Origin of the sequence: Campylobacter gastrosuis (assembly GCF_030249845.1) — a bacterium.
GTDB lineage: Bacteria > Campylobacterota > Campylobacteria > Campylobacterales > Campylobacteraceae > Campylobacter_A > Campylobacter_A gastrosuis.
This window is the reverse complement of sequence record NZ_JANURM010000027.1, coordinates 1-18,283: the sequence shown is the minus strand read 5'-3', so window position 1 is coordinate 18,283 and position 18,283 is coordinate 1. Positions and strand designations below refer to the sequence as shown.

The following is an 18,283-nucleotide window of genomic DNA, read 5'->3' as shown; positions in this document are numbered from 1 at the left end:
CACAAAACGCAGCCGTTTTAAAAAAGCCGTCATTTACGCTTTTTTGCTCGGACGGCAATTTATTAAAATCGTAATCTTTAAAATTTGCACTTTCAAAGCCAAGCGAAAAACCGCCGATACCGCTAAATAAATCTAAAATTTGCATATCACACACCGCTTAAATAGCTTAAAATGCTATTTTTTGAGTAATAAATAATTTTAGAATTTGCCTTTTTTCTTTTTATAAAGCCTTTCACGGCTAACTTTGTAAGCGTAGCCGTTTGCTTCACACCTAAAAGCTCTTTGGCAATGCGTGGGGTGACCCACACATCATCTTTTATTATCTCGCTCATTCTACCCCCTTGCCTTTAATAACGATAGCCGTTTTAAATAGCTCACGTGGAGGCATATAAAAATCAGCACCGCTATATTTTGCATAACCTCTATCAAACACACAAAACGCCACAAAATCAGGGATACAAGTAATCCCAGCTTTTTTAAAACTTTGGCTTTTCTCAATAAAGGGTATAATTTGCATTGTCAAATCACAACCTAGCTCTTTGTAAGCTAAAAAGCTTAATCGCTTTGATTTTTTAAAAAGGGCATCCATTAAATCAGGGTCTTTTTTGTTAAAAAAGAATTTCGCTTTTAATTTTGTATATTCTTTTAACTCATCAGCCGTGACCTCTCTAATCCTATCAATGACATTTTTAAACCGCTTCATTTTAGCCCCTCCAATCTTTAAAAACCAAATCAACGACTACATTACCAAGCCTTGTTAAAATAAAACCATCCTTGCTTTTATAATAAAACTTGCTCCAATACCTAGCTTTAAAACCATAAATATACATTTACGCCCCCCTTAATCAAATAGTTTTCTTTCAATTTTTTTACTCATTTTTTCGTGAGATAGCCTAAAAAACTCTTTTTTTATCTCAAAGCCGTATGCCTTGCGGTTTAAATTAAGCGCTGCAACCAGTGAGCTACCGCTACCAGCGCAGGGGTCTATCACGACATCGCCCGCATCGGTAAAAAGCGAAATCAAATACTCTAAAAGCCTAACTGGCTTTTGTGTCGGGTGGATTTTAGGCATATCGCTATAATCGCTAAGCCAATCAATGCAGTTAAAAATCATCCGCCCGTTGTTTCTAAACTTTGGCAATTTTTCACGATAAAAGATAAGTCCGTATTCGCAGTTACCTACAACTTTCATATTTGCCTTTAAAACTTGTGGGCTTGATTTTTTTCTAAACACCAAATTTATAAAGCCATTAAAGCCGTATTTTTGGGCTAACTCTATAAGCGGGGCTTGTTGTAAAAAGCTACAAAACACCAGCATACACGGCGCAGCGTTTGTCTCTTTTGGCTCTTTTTTAAGCATTTGAGATGCAAAATGCATAAACTCCGCCACCTTAAAATTCTCATCCGTATCAAAAAACGACTTACCAGCCTTAGCACTCTCGCCCTTTTTATTATCGCCCCCTACATACCATTCAGGACTGCTCGCATACGCATTAATGCCTAAATTGTAAGGTATGTCAGCGATGATTAGCTGTGCTTTTGGCACGTTGTAGCGTTTGAAATTTTGAAAGTGATCGTTATATAGGTTCATAACCAAGCCCTTTCAAATTTTAGTTTTGTTTGCAAGTTTTCAAAAACGATGATTTTGTCATTTTCTAGCGAATTATCAAACTCTGCTAAAATGCCTAAGCTCTCGTGAAATTTAGCCGTTTTAGCTACAAAGAAAAAATCGCACGTGCTAAGCTCTTTAAAACAAAGGCTCATCGCTTCATCACGGCTTAAAGCCTTTCTACCAAAATGCAAAACAGGGCTAAAAAGCTCAAAATTCGGACTATTAAAAAGCCTTTTAGCCGTTTGCATCGCTTTTTTAGCTTCGTTTTCTACATCTAAAATGGACCAGCCGATACTTAAAAGCGTATCGTATGGACTTGCTACATAAACCCTGCATTTGTCTTTTTTAAAGGCGTAAGCCTCTCGCAAATGTTTTAAAAACGGATAATCTCTTATCAACTCTTTAAGCTCTTTTTCATTAAAGTGCTTTATTGCTCTTTGCGTTTTACTCATTTTTTACCCTTTAAGCGGATTTTGTAAAAGATAATGCGCGCCTGTTATCTTTAAAAAAATTCACTTGCTCTTTTAAAATGTCAATATTTACACCAAAGGGACACGCTCCGTCGCTTATTAAATTAGCTATGTCATCCATAACATAAACGTAATCCATAAAATCTTTATTTTCTATCTTGTCTATAAACTTACTTTTAAGCGTAAATGTAAGCTCCAAGCGGTGCCAACCTTTAAGGCTGTCATCTAGTTTTAAATTATGGTGTTCGCTCTCTTTTTTGTATTTGTCATAAAAACAAACCTTATTTAACCCATAAAAACGCCCACTTCTGCAATAATTAGCGTATAAAGTCGTTTTATAACTCATAAAATTATTTGAGTATCGTTTTAACCGCTCTTTAAAAAATCGCTTCATTTTAGCCCCTGCTTGGTTATCGCTTTTAAAGTCGTTTGCTAAGTCAAATTGATATGTTTTAAAACGCTTTAAAAATTTGCCTAAAACATCATAAGTCTTTTTAAAAACTTCACGCTGTGGCTGGTAAAGCCCTGCAAAAACGACCATAACATAATAACCAAACGGACGCTTATTTTTACGACAAAGCCCATTAAGCGTGTTTGAGTTTTCTATAACAATCATCGCATTTGTAAGGCTCTTATTATTACGCTTAAAATTTATGTATCTCATTTTAAACTCGCTCCCTTTTGGCATTAAAAGCGGGGCTTCATTTTTAAATTTATATTTTGCATAATCGCTAATAGTTTTATTACGCTCAATGGCTCTTAAATTCGTGTTTAGCTCCAATTTACGCATAAATTTCAAAAACACGCTTTTATTTATCACAAATCTAAAACTATCAATACCGCTTTTAAAATCGTAATCAAACACCCTATGCCTTTACTGCATAAATCCCACCATCAACGCCTAAACGCACCTTAAAACCCATACCCTCTAATTTTTCTATAAAATCTAAAATAGTGCCTATTTTTAATCCAGCCATTTTTTTAACCCCTTGCGACATTAAAAAAATCATCTTTGTTGAAACGATAAACAAAGCCGTTTATAAAAAAATTTACGCTATCGTGGGCTATCTCATAATTTGCATTTTGGATTAAATCCTTTAACCGCTCTTTTGAAATGCCTAATTTAAAAAATACCTTGCAATCCTTGACACACGAAAAATTTATATTCATTTTTAACCCTTTTTTAAAAATTATTGCTATATTTAAGCCCTAAAAAAGCACCTACAAACAGACCCACGCAAAACACCAAAGCGTAAATTGCTATCTCAAACCCCATTTTTTTGCTCCAAATATTCATCAACGCTTACGGGCTTTTGACCTGGTGCTTGTACCAAGCCACTCTTAACGTGAAACATAACCCCACACCTGCCGCCGCTTATTTTGGCGTCATCGGCGTTGCGCCAGTCTATGCCATCAGCGTCAAGCACCGCCATCATCTTTTTACTCACATATCCATTTGATAGTGCGTTAAAGTCAAAGCCACGAAGCTTTAAATACTCGTTTTTGCTAATGCCAGTTTTGGCATAAATCATCGCTGCAATTGTCATCTTTGCTCCTTTGTTGATATTCATAAAAAGCCCTTTGCGTGGTATAATTTAGCTGCAAACAAATTCACACGAAAGGACTTTTTATGGCTACCGATGAACTCATAAAAAAGCTCATTAAAATGATTGATGAGCTACAAGCTCGTATCGCTAAGCTTGAAAAAGAGATGGCATTTAAGGCATCTAAATTTCATACTCATTAGCGATAAGCCCTTTAACTAGGGCTTTAAGCTTTAAAGGCTCATTGCTGCCTAGCTGCTTACTTAACTCATCTCTTTTGCTCTCTAAATCAAAGCGTAGGGTGCAAACCTCACGCTCAACAGCCTTTAAGCCGTTTATCCTTTTTTCTAGCTTGATAAGCTCTTTTATTATTTTTTGTTTTTTCATCTTTGCTCCTTTATTTGTTTTTTGTTTGCAAATTTAAACCTTTAAGCAGGTTTAAATTTGTATAATTCTTATAAGAATTATTTTTGATGGGGTAATTATAATACATTTGAGTAGATTTGTCAAGATATGAAAATAAATTTTGAGTAGAAAAAAGGATAAAAAATGAATGAAGCTAAAAAAATACTTGATGGTTGGCTTTTAGAGCGTAATTTTAAGACTTATAAAGAGTTGGCGGACTTTTTAGGCGTAGCACAAAATACGCTTGATGTATGGAAACAAAGAGGCAAAGTACCAGAAAAAAATATACTCAAATATATACATTTGACATCAAATACAAATAGTGCAGTCGCAATCGGTAGTCAAAACATAGCAATAAACGGCGATAATAACACCCTAAATCATCAAAACGACATCACAAATACACCAAAATTTAAAGAATTTTTAGAGCTATTTAAGAGTTATGGCAACGAAAAAGCCCTAAACGATTTTATAACCAAACTAAACAACATAAAAGAGGCATTGGATAAATGAAACGCCCGCCATCATCGCTAAGAAATATAAAAAGCAGTGCTTACGATATAGTAAATCGTATGTGTGTAGTAGCAAAAGCAAAAGGTAAAAACGCACTAGCACGTAAGCTAAATATAAAAGTAGAAACGATAAATAAGTGGATAGCTACGGATAAAGTGCCATTTAAATATATGTATCAAGTGGCGGATACTTTTAATAGTAGCTTTGATTTTATAGAGCTGGGATTTTTTTATGAGCCTGATGAAGTGCTAAAAGATGCTGAGCTTATGGAGTGGGAGAGTGAGTATAAATACTCATATATAAAAAAGCCGATTAAAAAAGTTTATATCGCAACACCTTTTATAAGCGATGATGGGTATATTTTTGAAGTAAATAATGCCCTAGATGATGATAATTTATTACACAATGATGAGAAAGTGCCAAACACGCCAAAATTTAAAGAGTTTATAGAGCTTTTTAATGCTTATGGGAGCGATGAGATGTTAGAGATTTTCATCAAAATACTAACTATCAAAAATGGTATTTAACTGATAAATAATAATGAATATCAATTACAAGCTGAAAATCCGCTGAAAATAAAGGATAAAAATGCGATTTTAGTCTTAAACTCCGCTGAAAATGCCATAAGCAAACCGCCGCTAAAAAATCAAAGCCAACGCCTACCCTATCGCTACACGCTCACGCCCACAAAATCCGCCTTAATGTAACTAAAAGTTTCAGCTCTCTTAATAGTGGCGTAACAGCCTAAAAATTCTCTTATAGGTTCTTTCTGCCACATCTCCCCCAATGCGGTCAGGCACTCCGAAAGATTTGGGGTTGTGAGTGAATTTTAGGGACTGCGTTTTCGGTTTTTTAAAAAAAACATATAAAATTTAATAAAAAAGCTTTAAAAAAGAGCTAAAAAATTGCTTTTAAGCCCTAAAAATGGTATAATTAAGCGTTTTTAAGCATACTACACACAACACATTAAAATTTTAGCTAAAAGCAAAAGAAAGCCTAAAAGCAAAAGAAAAGCAAAAGAAAGCCAAAGAGCCAAAAGCAAAAGAAAGTCAAAAATGTTTTTTTAAACGTGCCTTTTGTTTTTTTGCCAAAGCGTTTTTATTTTTACAAAACGTAAAAGAGCAAAAATTTTAAAACAAAAAAGAGCCTTTAAAAAATACGCACCAACAAAGAGAAATTTTAAAAAAATCAAAAAATGAGTAAAATAATAGAAATTTTTGCAAATTCTATCTTTTTAAAACCACGCCTTAACCTTTTAGAGTGGGCGGAGCGTTACAGGATTTTAAGCAAAGAAAGCTCATCGGCTTTTGGCAAATTTAAGGCTTTTAGCTATCAAAAAGAGCCAATGCGTGAAATCTCAAATCCAAAACGCCAAAAGGTTATTTTACTCTGGGCGTCGCAGTTAGGCAAATCCGAGCTAATAAACAACGTTTTAGGCTACTACATCCACCAAGAGCCAAGCACGATTTTATTTATGCTACCAAATAAAGATGACGCAGAGGACTACTCAAAACGCCGTTTAACGCCTATGTTTAGAGATACGCAAGAATTAAACGAGCTAATAAACGCAAACGACGCAAACAACACAATCTTAATTAAAAATTTCAGAGGCGGTAATTTAGCCCTAGTTGGCTCAAATAGCCCCTCAAAATTAGCCTCAAAGCCAATTAAAATTTTACTCGTAGATGAAGCCGACCGCTGCGAAGCTACCAAAGAGGGCGACAGCATAGAGTTAGCCACACGCCGAACCGCTACATTTTACGACCGAAAAATCGTCATAAGCTCCACGCCTACCATTGCAGGAAGTAGCAAAATTGAAAGCGAGTTTTTAAACTCCGACCAACGCTATTTTTTCATTACCTGCCCGCATTGCAAACACTCCCAAAAGCTCATTTTTGAACGCATAACATACGAGCAAGACACTAAAACAAAAGAGCTAATAGATGACAGCGTTAAATATCAGTGCAGCGAGTGCGGGACGCTTTTAAACGAGCAAGAAAAAAACGAAGCCGTAAAAAATGGCACGTGGATAGCTCAAAATCCAAGCAGTGGCACAGCTGGATTTTTCTTAAATGCCATTTATAGCCCGTTTTTCTCAATGAGCGATATTATTAAAGCCTACCTAAACGCACAAGGCGATGAGCTAAAACTGCAAGCCTTTAAAAATACGCTTGAAGCCACGACCTACGAGCCACCAAATACGAGCTTTAACGAAAATGAGCTACTAGAACGCATAGAACACTACACGGATCAAAGCTTACCGCAAAAGGTGCAGTTTATTACCGCTGGTATGGACGTGCAAGGCAACCGCTTAGAGTTAATATTTATAGGCTGGTGCAAAGGTTACGAGGCTTACAATATAGATTATAAGCAATTATACGGCAACACCGACCAAGATGAGGTCTGGCAAACGGCTTTTAAGCACCTGCACCGAAAATTTAAAAGAGAGGACGGCAAAATTTTAAGCGTGAGTTTAGCCCTAATTGATAGCGGATTTAACGCTTACAGGGTTTATAATTTTGTTTCGCTAAGCCCTAAGCTAATCGCCTCAAAGGGTGCTAGTGAAACCGCTGCAAAGGTTGATTTTTTAAACAAGGTAAAGGTAATAAAAAGAGGCGTAAGGCTTATAAATATCGGCACATTTAAGGGTAAAAGTGAGTTTTTTAGGCTTTTATCTATTAAAGAAGCGGGCGAGGGCTATTTTCACTACAACAAAAATTTCACAAATGAATTCTTTTTGCAGCTAACGGCTGAAAAACTCCAAGAAAATAAAAACAAAAAAGGCTACACACGATTACAATACGTAAAAGTTAGAGAGCGAAACGAAGCCTTAGACATCACAATCCTAGCTTACGCAGCAGCTAAGCTAATTAAAAACGAGTTAAGGCGTAAAAGGATAATAAATGCCAAAAATTCATAAAAACGTAATGTATAAAAAGACACGCTACGATTTAAGCCTAAGCATACAAAACGCCTCACGTTTTGAGCAACTTTGCGAGGCTTACGAGATGAAAAAATCAGATATGGCAGATTTTATCATAGATAGCTTTTGCACTGGCAATCTACGCTATCAAAACTATTTAAAAAATCTAGACAAAAAACGCACGAGCCTAAAAAATAAAGCCCAAGATGATATAAGTTTATTTAATTTAAAGGATGATGAAAATGTTTAAGACAATGCAAGAACTAATCACGAACTACAAAATGGCGGATAAAAGGGCAAAGATTGAGGAGCGATTAGGCAAACGCCGCCCTACCCCAGAGCAAAAAATAAAAATAATCAAAAAATACAACGAGATAATAAAAGAGTATTTTAAGGCGGTTTAATGATAGTAACAACAAAAGAGCTAAGCAACGCATTAGGATTAACCGAGCGTAGAATTCAAGAACTTGAAAACGAAAATATCATTAAAAAGATAGAGCGTAACAAATGGGATTTAACCTTATGCATTGATGATTATTTAAACTATAAAATCAGACTTGCGACCGCTAGTTTTGAACTAAGCGAGGCAAGAGCTAAAAAAGAGCTAGCAGATGCAGAGCTAAAAGAGCTAAAACTCGCAAAAGAAAAGGGCGAAGTTGTAGAAATTTACCGCTTACAAAAGGATTTAAGCGATATCGCAGCCACTATCTCAAACCGCCTTTATTCGCTCCCACATAAAATTAACCGAGCCATAAATTTAAGCGACGAAATAAACGAAGCAATAATAAAAGAGGTTGAAAATATTTTGACCGAGCTAAAAGATGCTAAAATTTATAAAGAGTTTGCGAGTTTAGCGGTTTAATCCAAAATCCGCCCTTATCTCGTCCTCTGTATAACCCACAAAATCGCCACTTTCTATCTGTGCTACGCTCTCATCAAGCTCCCTTTTAATCTCATCCTTTGTATAAATGCAAGGCTCCATCTCTACTTTTTATCACTTGTAAAATTAAATGCCACTAATTTTATAAAATCATTTTAAAAAGAACGCTTTTAACGCCTTTAAAGAGCGATAGCTCATATTTTCAAAAATCGGTATATTTTTAATGCGTGGAGCGAAAAATTAGCCGTGTTGGCTATTTGAGCTTTACGCATTAAAAAGATATCTAGAATTTAAATATTTAAAAAAAGGTAAAAAATAGATGACACCAAAAGAGCGATTAGCTTTGATTGATAACGCCATTGATGAGGTTTTAAACAACCTACAAAATGGCATTGAGATTAAAGAATACTGGATAGATAATTTAAAAGTGTCAAAGCGTAGCCCGTTAGAGCTAATAACCGAGCTAAGAAAGATAAGAGCTGTTACAATTAAAGACGCTACAAAACAAAAAGCAAAAATGAAAGTGTATATTTTTGGTGATAGGTATTAAATGAAAAAAACAAAGCTAAGCAAACCGACAGCGACCGCTTTAATAAAGCCAGTAAAAACAAAGCTAAATTTTTTTAAATATCCAAGCTTAGAGCCAAACCGCATTAACAGCCACGAGATAACACAGCTATTAAAAAATAGCGATTTAGACAAAGTAAGCCATAGACTAAGAAATCAAGCAAGAAGCATAAGCACGAGCGTATCGCTAACTAGTGGCTTTTTTGAGATGCTTTGTAGTGAAATTTACGGCGAGCAGGGTTTTATTTTAGACATTACAACACCAAAAAAGGGGCTAAATCAAGCTATCCAAAAGGCATTTTTTAAATGGGAGGGCGTTTGCTGTAAATACGGCGTTTATGACTTTGAAGATTACGAGGAGATGATTTTAACCGCCCTTTACAGGGACGGCGAGGCGTTTATTAGGTTAAGCAAAGATGATAGCCTAAAAATAGAGCTAATAGATGCAGACGACATCTCAAACGACCTAACCGATGAAAACCGCTTAATTTACTACGGCATAGCTTATGAGAAAAACCAAATCACGCCTAAAACCTATCATCAACAGCTAAAAGATAAAACATATAGACTAATCCCAGCAGATGAGGTTATACACATTAAAAAAACGGCTTTAATGAAGCAAAAAAGGGGCGTGAGTAAGTTAGCCAGTGCGATTTTTGATGCTCACAGCAAAGATAAGCTAAAAAAATCAGAGCTTGACAGAGCAAGGCTATCAAGTGAGATAACGGGCTTTTTAGTGCATAAAGATGAAAATTCATTAATGGGTAATGTTGAGTATTCAGAAACGGGCGAGATAGAACAAAAAGAGATAAACATACCAAGCGTTTTACAAACTGGCACATTTGAGCTTTTAGAGGACGGCATAACGCCTCATTTTGTAAATCCACACAATCCAATAAATATGGAGTTTTTTTTAAAATCAACAGATAGGGACGTGGCACGAAGCTTAGGCGTAAGCTACTCAACCTACACAGGCGATTTAAGCGATGTAAATTATAGCTCCATAAGACAAGGCACGATAGCAGAGCGTAGGGGTTTTAAACGTATTCAAAATTTTATAAAAAGAAAATTTCACAACGTTATCTTTAAAGCGTGGCTAGAATGTGAGCTACTAGCAGGACGGATTAAACCAAAAGACTACATTTTAATCAGTGAAAATTTTAACTTTAAAGCCCAAGGCTGGGAGTATATAGACCCAGTTAAAGAGGTAAATGCAAATAAAATCGCAATCCAAGCAGGATTTAAAACAATAAGCGAAGTTTTAAGAGAAAAGGGCGTGGAGCTTGACGATTTTATGGATGAACTAGACAAAGAAAAGGCAATCGTAGAAAAACTAAGAGAGATTAAAATTTTAAAAGGAGAGATAAATGCAAATTGACAAACTAAAAAACGAAGTTTTTAAGTTTAACGCACCACTAACAGAGCAAAACGCCATAAACGAAACGGACTTAACCATTAGCTTTTTAGCCCTAAGCCGTGAAAATTTACATAAACGCCTTTCGCTCTTTGGCGATGAGTATTATTTGAGCGTGGATTTAGAGAGTGTTAAATTTGAAGCCAAGACGCTTTATTTAGACCACGATGTCAGCTTTAAAAACGCAATCGGTAAGATAGAAGCGGTTAAGCTTGATGATCAAGGCTTTAAGGTTATCGTTAAATTTAGCGATGAGGTTAAAGAAAGCAGGGAAGCCTTTAACCGCTACAAAGCAGGATTTAGCGACAGCGTGAGCGTTGGTTTTGGTGGGGCTTATGAGCTTAGCGAACTTGAAAAAATAGACGGCGTTAATCATTTTCAGATTAAAAACGGCGTTATAAATGAGCTTAGCGCTGTATGGCAGGGAGCTGATAAAAATGCAAAAATTGCAAATTTTAGCAAAGACTTACCCAGCGTTGCACCAAAAGAGCAAACCGCCCTAAACGAGCAGTCAAAAGATGAAATAAAAGACATTATAGAGTTAGGCAAAATTTTAAACAAACCAAACGAAGCCTTAAACGCTATCCAAAACCAAATGAGCTATTTAGAATTTAGTAAATCTATCGCACTACAACAAAAATCAAACGAAACTATAAAGGAGTTTAACATTATGAAGCAACCAACACAGACCGAGCAAAATTTTAGCCTCGCTAAAATCATTTTAAACGCAGGACTAACCACGACCGATTTAAGCTTTGAGCGTGAGAATTATTTTAACGTAAAAAATGGGCGTTTTGTTTTACCGCAAGACTTTGCCGCTAGATTTAGCGATACTATCACAACGACCACGACAGCAAAAGGGGCGATATCAACCGATTTTAGAGATGACCTATTAATCCAAGACGTCGTAACTGAAAGCCCACTTTTAAGCTCGTGCAAGTGGCTAACTGGACTAAACGCAAGGGTTGAAATCCCACGTAATAACTCAAATATTACCGCCGATTTTGTAGAGGAGGGGCAGGCGCAAAACGCCCAAAGTCTAGCATTTGATAAAATCATGCTCGAGCCTCACACTCTTTTAAGCACTATACGCATAACTAGAACCATGATGAATATGTCAGCCTTTAGCCTTGAAGCCTTTGCATATAATGCGATGAAATTTGCAATACGCAAAAAGTTAGAGGAAACAATTTTATATGGCAAAGGCGTTATTAAAGGCATTTTTGAAACGAGCGGAGTGCCTAGCATTGCAAATTATTTAACAGCTCCAACGCTTGATAAAACCCTACAATTTGCGGATATCTTAGAAGAAAATAACGCAAACCTAGCAAATGCAAAATTTGCCTTTAAAAATAGCGACGTTAGCAAACTCAAAGCCACACCGAGGGGCGTAAGCACTGAAAAAATGCTAATTGAAACAAACGGCGATTTACAAGGCTATCCATACTTCACATCACAGCTTATTAAGAGTGGCGATGTTGCCTTTGGCGATTTTAGCGATATCTTTATCGGAAGCTTTGGAGCGATTGAGCTACTCACACACAACGAAAGAGGCGGAGACATTATTTTAGAGCTTTATATGGATGTAGATGCAAAGCTAGGGCGTGAAAAATCTTTCGTAATCTCAAAAACTAGCAATTAAGGAGGTAAAAGATGAAATTTAGAGTTTTATACGATACTAGAATATCAACTAAGCTTTACAAAAAAGATGATGAGGTGGAGTTTGCAAGTGGCACAGATGAGCTTTTTATTAAAAGGCTCATTGATATTAAGTGCATAGAGCCTATAAATGAGAGCGTAAAGCCAAAACAGCAAGACAAAAGAGGCACTAACATTAAAAAAGCCAAAGCAGAGCCAAAAGACGCTGACGATTTAGGCGTGGATTTAGACGAGATAGAGGAGTAAAAATGCTAAGCTCAAAGATGATTTTAAACGATTTAGGTAAGATTTTTTCACATACAAACAGCGTTTTAATTGATGAAAACGAAAACGCCATAAATTGCCACCTAAACCGCCAAACTAAAATCATCTTTGATGACGGCACGACTGCTACGCAAATAACCGCCCTTTGTTTAAGCGATGAGGTTAAAGAGCTTAAAGTAAAGGGCGTCGTGAGTATTGATGAAGTAAGCTATCAAATAACAAAGATTGAAAGGGAAAATCAATACACAAAAAGACTTTATTTAAAAGAGCTTTAAAAATGATAACAGAGCTAAACATACCACCTTTAAAAGATGAAAGCACCGAGCTTAAAATTTTAAGGCGTGATTTAATCATTAACGACTTAAAAACCCACTTAGAGCAGTTAAACCACCAAACCGAGCTATTTAATGCCTTTACCTTTGAGCCTAGCGACTTGCCTTTAATAATCATCAAAGACACCAAAGATGACATCACGCCTTACGCTTTGGATGTTTTAGAGCATAAGCTAAATGTTGAGATTAATTTAATCGCAATAAGCTATCAAAACGGCAACGAAATTTTAAAAAATGTATTAAATAGCCTAAGAAGCTTTAAAAGCAAGTTTCAGATGATAAGCTTAAATGGCATTGATAAATCAAACCTACAAATTTACGATAATGAGTATATTTTAATCACAATTGAACTTTTAATAACATACAAAACCGATTTATGGGAGGCTTAATGTTATATTTAGGCAAAATTTGCGAAGTAAAAGAGGGGCTAAGCGTGGTAAGAGTGGATTATTTAGGCACGATTACGCCTTTCATCCCATATTTAGCCGTTGCAAACAGCTTTAAAACTCACTTCATACCGCCACGAGTAGGCGAAGCCGTTATTTTATGCGATTTTGGCGGTGCAAAGGTAGCAATACCAAGCATTTTTAATCACGACTACAAAGAGCCAAGCGGAGCAAGTGATAAAAAAGAGATTATCACTTATGAGGATGGCACGACTTTAAGCTATGACACCAGCACATCAACGCTAGAAATTGCTAGTCCAAAAATAATAAACGTAATCGTGCAAAACGATATAAATATAACGTGTAAAAATGCAAACCTAACCGCCTCAAATACGACCATAACCAGCCCAAGCGTGTTAATAAAAGGCAACACAGCCATACAGGGAGCCATAAACACATCAGGGGCTGGCGGCGGTGCTGGGGCGTTTAGCATAAATGGGAATTTAGAGATAAAAGGTAGTTTAAAAACGACTGGCAGCCTAAACGTAGGCGGCAATATTTCAGATAGTAGGGGCGATTTGACAAATCACACAAACAATGGATACGCAAGGGATTAAAAATCACTTGTAAAATTAAAAGCGTTTTGTTTTATAAAATCATTTATAGATTTAAAAATGCGACAGATTTTAGCCGTGCGTGGCAGTGGCAATCTTAAATGATTAGCCACTTGCCACTTACGACTAAACTATACCAATTTTTGAAAATCTGTTTAAAAACCTTTAAAAGCGATTTTAACGCTTTTAAAGAGCGATAGCTCATATTTTCAAAAATCGGTATTTTTTAAACGCATTAAATTAACGTAAATCGTGAAGTATCGCACAGCAGGGCGAGGCGGGTTTAAAATTTAGCGACCGAGCGTATGCGTTATACGTGAGAGAGCGAAATTTTAAAGCCAACAAAGCAATGCGAAGCGAGACAAGCAGGACTAAAAACAAAGAGAGGTTTAAAAAATGTATCAAATAGATGTAAAAGAGAACCTAAAACGTATCTTTGTAACTACCAAATACACCAAAACCTTACGCCCACTTTTTGGACTTGATAATCACATAGACAAAAGGGGCGATTTGTATAACCTCTTAGCCCTTAAAAATGACATACTAGACCAAATCGCAATGCACGAGCCACGCATTAAACCAACGCAAATCATATTCACGCAGGATGAAAACGGCGTAAATTTTGACATTGCCTACATCCAAGATAACGCAACGCAATTTTTAAGGATAAATCTATGAACTATCCAAGCTTTATTAAACCGCTAGACATTGAGAAAGAACGGATAAGCATTTTAAACGAGTTTAAGACAAAGAGCGGTAAGCTTGACTACATCCCTTTAATAGGCGATGATTATGTAACACTAACGGATATTTTCTTATACCGCATAAATAATTTTATAGAGCTTTTAAACATAAAAATCGCAAATAACTATCTAAATTTTAGCAGTGGCGATTATTTAGACGAGCTTGTAAAACTTGCTGGACTTAAAAGAAACGATGAGGTTAAACCAATCGCAGAGGTTGAAATAAGCGTAAATAGCCCTACATTTTTAAGCAAAGGCACGATTTTTACCGACATAAAGGGGCATAATGCCTATTTAATGGCGGATGCAAATATCACGGATAAAGCCGTTTTAAAGATAGAAGCGGAGGGGTATTTTAAAGAAAATTACGAAACGACCACTTTACAAATCCCTAATATTTACGTTAAAGAAATAACGCTAAAAACGCCGTTTAGCGGATTTAAAGCAAGGGAAAGCGATGCAGAGCTAAGAGAGCGTTTTTTACTCTCACTTCATCGCTTTTCAACCGCTGGGAGTAAAAAGAGCTATCTATTTTACATTTTAAGCGTTGAAGGTATCAGCAAAGCAAACGTTTATCATCTAAGCCCGGGCGTAGTGCAAATCGTATTTTTATCAAATTATGACGAAGCTACCGCCACCGCTAAAATAAAAGAGGCGTTAAGTGATCGCATACCGCTAACCGATGAAGTCCGTATAAAACCAGCGAGTATTTTAAATTTAGATTTAACGCTAAAAATCACGCCAAAGCAAGATTTTATGTTTTCTCAAATCATTACAGACACCACAAAGCAAATCACGGAGTTTTTTAACTCTTTAACGATAAGCCAAACCCCGCACGTTAGCCAAATAATAGATGTAGCCTTTACGAGCGATATAAGAGCCGTTGAAGTAATGAGCCAGATACCGACAAGCGATAGAGACAGCATAATTAAATTAAACAGCTTAAACATCATTAAGGGCGGTAACAATGCGTAAAAAAATTAAATGCAAATCGTGCAGTATCGCACAGCAGGGCGAGGCGGGTTTAAAATTTAGCGACCGAGCGTATATACGATACGTGAGAGAGCTAAATTTTAAAGCCAACAAAGCAATGCGAAGCGAGACAAGCGATAAGAAAGGCGATGGTAATGTTTGATTTAAGAGCTTATAACGACGCCATTTTTAGAGTTGATGAGGTTTTAAGTGCTAAATTTAACCAGTGGCTACAATACGATAAACGCTACTTTTACGACCAGGACGACACTAACCGCCAATTTTTAGCCTTTATGTATGATATAGAGCCAAAAAGCAGAAATTTAGATGAAACAAAAGAGCTTTTAAAAGAGCCGTTTAAAGTGTATTTTAACGAAGCAACCTTTAACGCACTAGATACAGCATTAAAAGACTTTTACACCACATCAAACGTCAAAGAGTGGTATGAATACGGTGGAGCACCATATCATTTTAAACTTGAACTTGAAGCAAGCAAAATAGGCATAACACAAGAGAATTTAAAAAAGACCGATGAGATAGTAAATACTTATAAAAACGTAAGAAGCGTTTATGAAGGCGTAAGCATAAAAATAGCTACCAAGGCAAACACAACCGCAGGGGGCTATTTAATGCAGGGCGAAACGATCAGCGTTATGCCTTATGTTTTAAGAGAGCTTGAAACAAAAACAGGATTTTATCACGCTAATACGTTTAAAACGCACGAGATTATAAATGTATTTTAAAAAGCCGTTAAAGAGCGATAGCTCATATTTTCAAAAATCGGTATATTTTAAAAGGGCGGGCGTGAAAACGCCTTTAAAACGCAACAAAACCATATTTTCAAAAATAGGTATAGTTTATTTTATCGGGGCGTGGGATTAGCCGTTTTGGCTATCCCAGCCACGATGAATTAAAATCTATCACATTTTTAAATATTAAAAGAAAGGATTTAAATGGATTATTTTAGCATTCTAACCACCGCAGGACTAAACAAGCTCATCAAAGCCACCGCCAATAACGCCCAAATAGTTTTAACCCAAATGGGCGTAAGCGACAGCAAAGAGCCAATCACGCAAGACTTAACCGCCCTACCGAACGAAAGGCATAAATTTAACATAAATACCATAACCCAAAGCGAAAGCGATGCAAACGTGCTAATTTGCGAGGGCGTAATTAGTGCCGATGTAGGCGGTTTTTATATCCGCAGGGTCGGCATTTATACAGATGAGGGCGTTTTATTTGCTGTGGGCGTAGTGCCTGAAAGCTACAAACCGCTTTTAAGCGAGGGGAGCAGTAAAGACATCACAATTAAATTTTACTTGCAAGTTGATAACGCAGCAAATATCACGCTAAAAGTTGATAACAATATCGTTTTAGCAACAAAATCACACGTGCAAAGCGAAGTAAATAAGATAAACGCACAAATAGCCACGCTTTTAAATGATAAACTAGGTAAGACAGAAAACGCCGTAAGTGCTACCAAGCTACAAACTGCAAGGACTATAAACGGCGTCGCCTTTGACGGCACGGCTAATATCACAATCGCCGATAACACTAAGCTACCACTAGCAACTTACACCACCGATAAACCAACCTTTGCAACCAAAACCGAGCTAAACACCAAGCTAAACGCAAACGCTAACGCCGTAAGTGCGACCAAGCTACAAACCGCAAGGACTATAAACGGCGTCGCCTTTGACGGCACGGCTAATATCACAATCGCCGATAACACCAAGCTAGCCACAGCGACCTATAACAGTGATAAAGCAACCTTTGCAACTAAAACCGAGCTAAACACAAAACTATCAACAGCGACTTATAACACAGATAAAGCGACTTTTGCGACTAAAACCGAGCTAAACACCAAGCTAAACGCAAACGCTAACGCCGTAAGTGCTACCAAGCTACAAACCGCAAGGACTATAAACGGCGTAGCCTTTGATGGCACGAGAAATATTATGTTAGATATGTTGCAACAAGGTCAGCAATGGCGGGATGTAACAAGTCAAAGAAGATTTAACGTGGTTTATACAAACACCACAGCCAACACTATTTTTTTATTTATAACATGCACTTATTATAATAGATACATTGGATACATTCAAATAAATAATCTTACATCTGCATCTTTTTTAGGCACAGGCACCGATGGCGTAGCTGGATATGGTAATTTAATTATACCTATCCCACGGGGGGCGACCTATAAGCTTGCCTCCGACTACACCCCATTAGTAATAAACTCATGGTGGGAACTAAGATAAGGAGCAAAAAATGAAATACTTTAAAGATAAACAAAACCAAATTTACGCCTACGATGATGACGTAAGCGATGATTTTTTAAATGCAAAGATAGATGAGTTAAGTTTAATGCCTCTAAGCGAAAAAGAGCTAAACGAGCTAACAAGTCAAAAAGAGCCACCGCTCACATTAGAAGCACTGCAAATCACCTTTAAAGCAAGGGTTGATGAGATAATGAATAAAGAAGCAAGAGCTAGGGGGTATGATGATATCGTTTCAGCTGTGAGCTATGCAGGGTATGAAAACGCCTTTCAAAAAGAAGCCCTAGCCTTTGGCAAGTGGCGCTCAAACGTTTGGAGCTGGGGTTACTCGCTCCTAAATCAAATCCAAAACAACGAAATTAACATAAACGAGCTAAACATTGATGAAGTGTTTAAAGATATGCCAAGATTGGAGTTTGAATGAAACGAGTTATCGTTAAACCTTACAGCCACGACCGCTACGAGCTACACGAGCCTTATACGTTTAGTGCGTTAGGGCGTGACTTTGAGATACCAAAAGGCTATCTAACCGACGGAGCAAGTGTGCCTCGCATTTTTTGGAGCATTTTACCACCAAAAAGCCCTGAATACCTAACCGCAAGTATCACGCACGATTATTTAACCGATATCGCAGCAGGGCTAATCTCGCACGAAATAAAGCCAAGCTTTAAAGCGTGCGACAAGGTTTTTAAAGAGCATTTAAAAG

31 protein-coding genes are annotated in these 18,283 nt (G+C 36.8%); 20 read left to right on the top strand and 11 right to left on the bottom strand.

Annotated features, from left to right (window positions below; genetic code table 11):
- The 10 genes from NYG85_RS12230 to NYG85_RS11190 form a co-directional block, all read right to left on the bottom strand.
- Positions 1–145: DNA cytosine methyltransferase (locus NYG85_RS12230; RefSeq protein WP_432264861.1), on the bottom strand; the 145-nt coding region annotated here is incomplete at its 3' end.
- A 1-nt stretch (position 146) separates the two neighbouring features.
- Entirely contained in the window at positions 147–332 is a 186-nt protein-coding gene (locus tag NYG85_RS11230) for a hypothetical protein (protein ID WP_284938703.1), read from the bottom strand.
- Entirely contained in the window at positions 329–703 is a 375-nt protein-coding gene (locus tag NYG85_RS11225; RefSeq protein ID WP_284938701.1) for a hypothetical protein, read from the bottom strand. The genes NYG85_RS11230 and NYG85_RS11225 overlap by 4 nt, the downstream gene beginning before the upstream one ends.
- Position 704: 1 nt before the next feature.
- Complete coding sequence (locus tag NYG85_RS11220) at positions 705–830, bottom strand: hypothetical protein (RefSeq protein WP_284938698.1); 126 nt, start codon at positions 828–830, stop codon at positions 705–707.
- An 11-nt stretch (positions 831–841) separates the two neighbouring features.
- A complete protein-coding gene (locus NYG85_RS11215) occupies positions 842–1,591 on the bottom strand; it encodes a DNA-methyltransferase (protein ID WP_284938696.1) in 750 nt (249 codons plus the stop codon).
- The gene (locus NYG85_RS11210; protein WP_284938693.1) at positions 1,588–2,064 is read right to left on the bottom strand and encodes a hypothetical protein; all 477 of its coding nucleotides are present in this window, start codon (positions 2,062–2,064) and stop codon (positions 1,588–1,590) included. Before NYG85_RS11210 ends, NYG85_RS11215 begins: the two co-directional genes overlap by 4 nt.
- A gap of 10 nt (positions 2,065–2,074) precedes the next feature.
- The gene (locus tag NYG85_RS11205; protein WP_284938692.1) at positions 2,075–2,947 is read right to left on the bottom strand and encodes a hypothetical protein; all 873 of its coding nucleotides are present in this window, start codon (positions 2,945–2,947) and stop codon (positions 2,075–2,077) included.
- A 116-nt stretch (positions 2,948–3,063) separates the two neighbouring features.
- A complete protein-coding gene (locus tag NYG85_RS11200) occupies positions 3,064–3,252 on the bottom strand; it encodes a hypothetical protein (protein WP_284938690.1) in 189 nt (62 codons plus the stop codon).
- Between the two features lie 95 nt (positions 3,253–3,347).
- Positions 3,348–3,653 carry a hypothetical protein gene (locus NYG85_RS11195; RefSeq protein WP_284938689.1) on the bottom strand — a complete coding sequence of 102 codons (306 nt, stop codon included), beginning with the start codon at positions 3,651–3,653 and terminating at the stop codon, positions 3,348–3,350.
- A 156-nt stretch (positions 3,654–3,809) separates the two neighbouring features.
- Entirely contained in the window at positions 3,810–4,013 is a 204-nt protein-coding gene (locus tag NYG85_RS11190; RefSeq protein ID WP_284938687.1) for a hypothetical protein, read from the bottom strand.
- A gap of 162 nt (positions 4,014–4,175) precedes the next feature.
- Here NYG85_RS11190 and NYG85_RS11185 point away from each other — a divergent pair, with 162 nt between their 5' ends.
- The 6 genes from NYG85_RS11185 (at position 4,176) to NYG85_RS11160 (ending at position 8,329) form a co-directional block, all read left to right on the top strand.
- Entirely contained in the window at positions 4,176–4,544 is a 369-nt protein-coding gene (locus NYG85_RS11185) for a helix-turn-helix domain-containing protein (RefSeq protein ID WP_284938686.1), read from the top strand.
- Positions 4,541–5,071: a helix-turn-helix domain-containing protein gene (locus tag NYG85_RS11180; RefSeq protein ID WP_284938685.1), complete on the top strand. Its 531-nt coding sequence runs from the start codon at positions 4,541–4,543 to the stop codon at positions 5,069–5,071. Before NYG85_RS11185 ends, NYG85_RS11180 begins: the two co-directional genes overlap by 4 nt.
- Before the next feature lie 668 nt (positions 5,072–5,739).
- Positions 5,740–7,464: a phage terminase large subunit family protein gene (locus NYG85_RS11175; RefSeq protein WP_284938684.1), complete on the top strand. Its 1,725-nt coding sequence runs from the start codon at positions 5,740–5,742 to the stop codon at positions 7,462–7,464.
- Positions 7,448–7,717 (top strand): gag protein, encoded by a 270-nt coding sequence (locus NYG85_RS11170; RefSeq protein ID WP_284938682.1) that lies wholly within the window; start codon positions 7,448–7,450, stop codon positions 7,715–7,717. The genes NYG85_RS11175 and NYG85_RS11170 overlap by 17 nt, the downstream gene beginning before the upstream one ends.
- Positions 7,710–7,871 (top strand): hypothetical protein, encoded by a 162-nt coding sequence (locus NYG85_RS11165; RefSeq protein ID WP_284938681.1) that lies wholly within the window; start codon positions 7,710–7,712, stop codon positions 7,869–7,871. The genes NYG85_RS11170 and NYG85_RS11165 overlap by 8 nt, the downstream gene beginning before the upstream one ends.
- Positions 7,871–8,329, top strand: a complete 459-nt coding sequence (locus NYG85_RS11160) for a DUF1441 family protein (protein ID WP_284938680.1) — start codon at positions 7,871–7,873, stop codon at positions 8,327–8,329. The genes NYG85_RS11165 and NYG85_RS11160 overlap by 1 nt, the downstream gene beginning before the upstream one ends.
- Here NYG85_RS11160 and NYG85_RS11155 read toward each other — a convergent pair.
- Complete coding sequence (locus tag NYG85_RS11155; protein WP_284938678.1) at positions 8,318–8,449, bottom strand: hypothetical protein; 132 nt, start codon at positions 8,447–8,449, stop codon at positions 8,318–8,320. The genes NYG85_RS11160 and NYG85_RS11155 overlap by 12 nt on opposite strands.
- A 217-nt stretch (positions 8,450–8,666) precedes the next feature.
- Between NYG85_RS11155 and NYG85_RS11150 the strand changes: the two genes are divergently transcribed.
- The 14 genes from NYG85_RS11150 to NYG85_RS11085 form a co-directional block, all read left to right on the top strand.
- Entirely contained in the window at positions 8,667–8,897 is a 231-nt protein-coding gene (locus tag NYG85_RS11150; RefSeq protein WP_284938677.1) for a hypothetical protein, read from the top strand.
- Entirely contained in the window at positions 8,898–10,292 is a 1,395-nt protein-coding gene (locus tag NYG85_RS11145; RefSeq protein WP_284938676.1) for a phage portal protein, read from the top strand.
- A complete protein-coding gene (locus tag NYG85_RS11140) occupies positions 10,282–11,970 on the top strand; it encodes a phage major capsid protein (protein ID WP_284938675.1) in 1,689 nt (562 codons plus the stop codon). The genes NYG85_RS11145 and NYG85_RS11140 overlap by 11 nt, the downstream gene beginning before the upstream one ends.
- 11 nt (positions 11,971–11,981) lie before the next feature.
- Complete coding sequence (locus tag NYG85_RS11135; RefSeq protein ID WP_284938674.1) at positions 11,982–12,233, top strand: hypothetical protein; 252 nt, start codon at positions 11,982–11,984, stop codon at positions 12,231–12,233.
- Positions 12,234–12,235: 2 nt separating this feature from the next.
- Positions 12,236–12,526, top strand: a complete 291-nt coding sequence (locus NYG85_RS11130; RefSeq protein ID WP_284938671.1) for a hypothetical protein — start codon at positions 12,236–12,238, stop codon at positions 12,524–12,526.
- 2 nt (positions 12,527–12,528) lie between these two features.
- Positions 12,529–12,972 carry a hypothetical protein gene (locus NYG85_RS11125; protein WP_284938670.1) on the top strand — a complete coding sequence of 148 codons (444 nt, stop codon included), beginning with the start codon at positions 12,529–12,531 and terminating at the stop codon, positions 12,970–12,972.
- Positions 12,972–13,586, top strand: a complete 615-nt coding sequence (locus tag NYG85_RS11120) for a phage baseplate assembly protein V (RefSeq protein WP_284938669.1) — start codon at positions 12,972–12,974, stop codon at positions 13,584–13,586. Before NYG85_RS11125 ends, NYG85_RS11120 begins: the two co-directional genes overlap by 1 nt.
- A gap of 393 nt (positions 13,587–13,979) precedes the next feature.
- Positions 13,980–14,261 carry a GPW/gp25 family protein gene (locus NYG85_RS11115; RefSeq protein ID WP_284938667.1) on the top strand — a complete coding sequence of 94 codons (282 nt, stop codon included), beginning with the start codon at positions 13,980–13,982 and terminating at the stop codon, positions 14,259–14,261.
- Positions 14,258–15,301, top strand: a complete 1,044-nt coding sequence (locus tag NYG85_RS11110) for a baseplate J/gp47 family protein (protein ID WP_284938666.1) — start codon at positions 14,258–14,260, stop codon at positions 15,299–15,301. Before NYG85_RS11115 ends, NYG85_RS11110 begins: the two co-directional genes overlap by 4 nt.
- Positions 15,294–15,461 (top strand): hypothetical protein, encoded by a 168-nt coding sequence (locus NYG85_RS11105; protein WP_284938663.1) that lies wholly within the window; start codon positions 15,294–15,296, stop codon positions 15,459–15,461. The genes NYG85_RS11110 and NYG85_RS11105 overlap by 8 nt, the downstream gene beginning before the upstream one ends.
- Entirely contained in the window at positions 15,454–16,041 is a 588-nt protein-coding gene (locus NYG85_RS11100) for a phage tail protein (protein ID WP_284938661.1), read from the top strand. Before NYG85_RS11105 ends, NYG85_RS11100 begins: the two co-directional genes overlap by 8 nt.
- 210 nt (positions 16,042–16,251) lie before the next feature.
- Positions 16,252–17,559 (top strand): phage tail protein, encoded by a 1,308-nt coding sequence (locus NYG85_RS11095; RefSeq protein ID WP_284938658.1) that lies wholly within the window; start codon positions 16,252–16,254, stop codon positions 17,557–17,559.
- Positions 17,560–17,569: 10 nt separating this feature from the next.
- Positions 17,570–18,001, top strand: a complete 432-nt coding sequence (locus tag NYG85_RS11090; RefSeq protein WP_284938657.1) for a hypothetical protein — start codon at positions 17,570–17,572, stop codon at positions 17,999–18,001.
- Positions 17,998–18,283, top strand: a 286-nt coding sequence (locus NYG85_RS11085) for a DUF1353 domain-containing protein (protein WP_284938656.1), incomplete at its 3' end; no start/stop codon positions are given. The genes NYG85_RS11090 and NYG85_RS11085, both read left to right, overlap by 4 nt.

Excerpts from the sequence above, each read along its gene's own strand:
- NYG85_RS11150 (WP_284938677.1), top strand. The coding sequence starts at position 8,667 with ATGACACCAAAAGAGCGATTAGCTTTGATTGATAACGCCATTGATGAG.
- NYG85_RS11160 (WP_284938680.1), top strand. The coding sequence starts at position 7,871 with ATGATAGTAACAACAAAAGAGCTAAGCAACGCATTAGGATTAACCGAG.
- NYG85_RS11210 (WP_284938693.1), bottom strand. The coding sequence starts at position 2,064 with ATGAGTAAAACGCAAAGAGCAATAAAGCACTTTAATGAAAAAGAGCTT.
- NYG85_RS11200 (WP_284938690.1), bottom strand. The coding sequence starts at position 3,252 with ATGAATATAAATTTTTCGTGTGTCAAGGATTGCAAGGTATTTTTTAAA.
- NYG85_RS11090 (WP_284938657.1), top strand. The coding sequence starts at position 17,570 with ATGAAATACTTTAAAGATAAACAAAACCAAATTTACGCCTACGATGAT.
- NYG85_RS11225 (WP_284938701.1), bottom strand. The coding sequence starts at position 703 with ATGAAGCGGTTTAAAAATGTCATTGATAGGATTAGAGAGGTCACGGCT.
- NYG85_RS11095 (WP_284938658.1), top strand. The coding sequence starts at position 16,252 with ATGGATTATTTTAGCATTCTAACCACCGCAGGACTAAACAAGCTCATC.
- NYG85_RS11125 (WP_284938670.1), top strand. The coding sequence starts at position 12,529 with ATGATAACAGAGCTAAACATACCACCTTTAAAAGATGAAAGCACCGAG.
- NYG85_RS11115 (WP_284938667.1), top strand. The coding sequence starts at position 13,980 with ATGTATCAAATAGATGTAAAAGAGAACCTAAAACGTATCTTTGTAACT.
- NYG85_RS11175 (WP_284938684.1), top strand. The coding sequence starts at position 5,740 with ATGAGTAAAATAATAGAAATTTTTGCAAATTCTATCTTTTTAAAACCA.
- NYG85_RS11140 (WP_284938675.1), top strand. The coding sequence starts at position 10,282 with ATGCAAATTGACAAACTAAAAAACGAAGTTTTTAAGTTTAACGCACCA.
- NYG85_RS11130 (WP_284938671.1), top strand. The coding sequence starts at position 12,236 with ATGCTAAGCTCAAAGATGATTTTAAACGATTTAGGTAAGATTTTTTCA.
- NYG85_RS11215 (WP_284938696.1), bottom strand. The coding sequence starts at position 1,591 with ATGAACCTATATAACGATCACTTTCAAAATTTCAAACGCTACAACGTG.
- NYG85_RS11145 (WP_284938676.1), top strand. The coding sequence starts at position 8,898 with ATGAAAAAAACAAAGCTAAGCAAACCGACAGCGACCGCTTTAATAAAG.
- NYG85_RS11100 (WP_284938661.1), top strand. The coding sequence starts at position 15,454 with ATGTTTGATTTAAGAGCTTATAACGACGCCATTTTTAGAGTTGATGAG.
- NYG85_RS11165 (WP_284938681.1), top strand. The coding sequence starts at position 7,710 with ATGTTTAAGACAATGCAAGAACTAATCACGAACTACAAAATGGCGGAT.
- NYG85_RS11180 (WP_284938685.1), top strand. The coding sequence starts at position 4,541 with ATGAAACGCCCGCCATCATCGCTAAGAAATATAAAAAGCAGTGCTTAC.
- NYG85_RS11220 (WP_284938698.1), bottom strand. The coding sequence starts at position 830 with ATGTATATTTATGGTTTTAAAGCTAGGTATTGGAGCAAGTTTTATTAT.
- NYG85_RS11170 (WP_284938682.1), top strand. The coding sequence starts at position 7,448 with ATGCCAAAAATTCATAAAAACGTAATGTATAAAAAGACACGCTACGAT.
- NYG85_RS11105 (WP_284938663.1), top strand. The coding sequence starts at position 15,294 with ATGCGTAAAAAAATTAAATGCAAATCGTGCAGTATCGCACAGCAGGGC.
- NYG85_RS11185 (WP_284938686.1), top strand. The coding sequence starts at position 4,176 with ATGAATGAAGCTAAAAAAATACTTGATGGTTGGCTTTTAGAGCGTAAT.
- NYG85_RS11135 (WP_284938674.1), top strand. The coding sequence starts at position 11,982 with ATGAAATTTAGAGTTTTATACGATACTAGAATATCAACTAAGCTTTAC.
- NYG85_RS11190 (WP_284938687.1), bottom strand. The coding sequence starts at position 4,013 with ATGAAAAAACAAAAAATAATAAAAGAGCTTATCAAGCTAGAAAAAAGG.
- NYG85_RS11230 (WP_284938703.1), bottom strand. The coding sequence starts at position 332 with ATGAGCGAGATAATAAAAGATGATGTGTGGGTCACCCCACGCATTGCC.
- NYG85_RS11120 (WP_284938669.1), top strand. The coding sequence starts at position 12,972 with ATGTTATATTTAGGCAAAATTTGCGAAGTAAAAGAGGGGCTAAGCGTG.
- NYG85_RS11110 (WP_284938666.1), top strand. The coding sequence starts at position 14,258 with ATGAACTATCCAAGCTTTATTAAACCGCTAGACATTGAGAAAGAACGG.
- NYG85_RS11155 (WP_284938678.1), bottom strand. The coding sequence starts at position 8,449 with ATGGAGCCTTGCATTTATACAAAGGATGAGATTAAAAGGGAGCTTGAT.
- NYG85_RS11195 (WP_284938689.1), bottom strand. The coding sequence starts at position 3,653 with ATGAATATCAACAAAGGAGCAAAGATGACAATTGCAGCGATGATTTAT.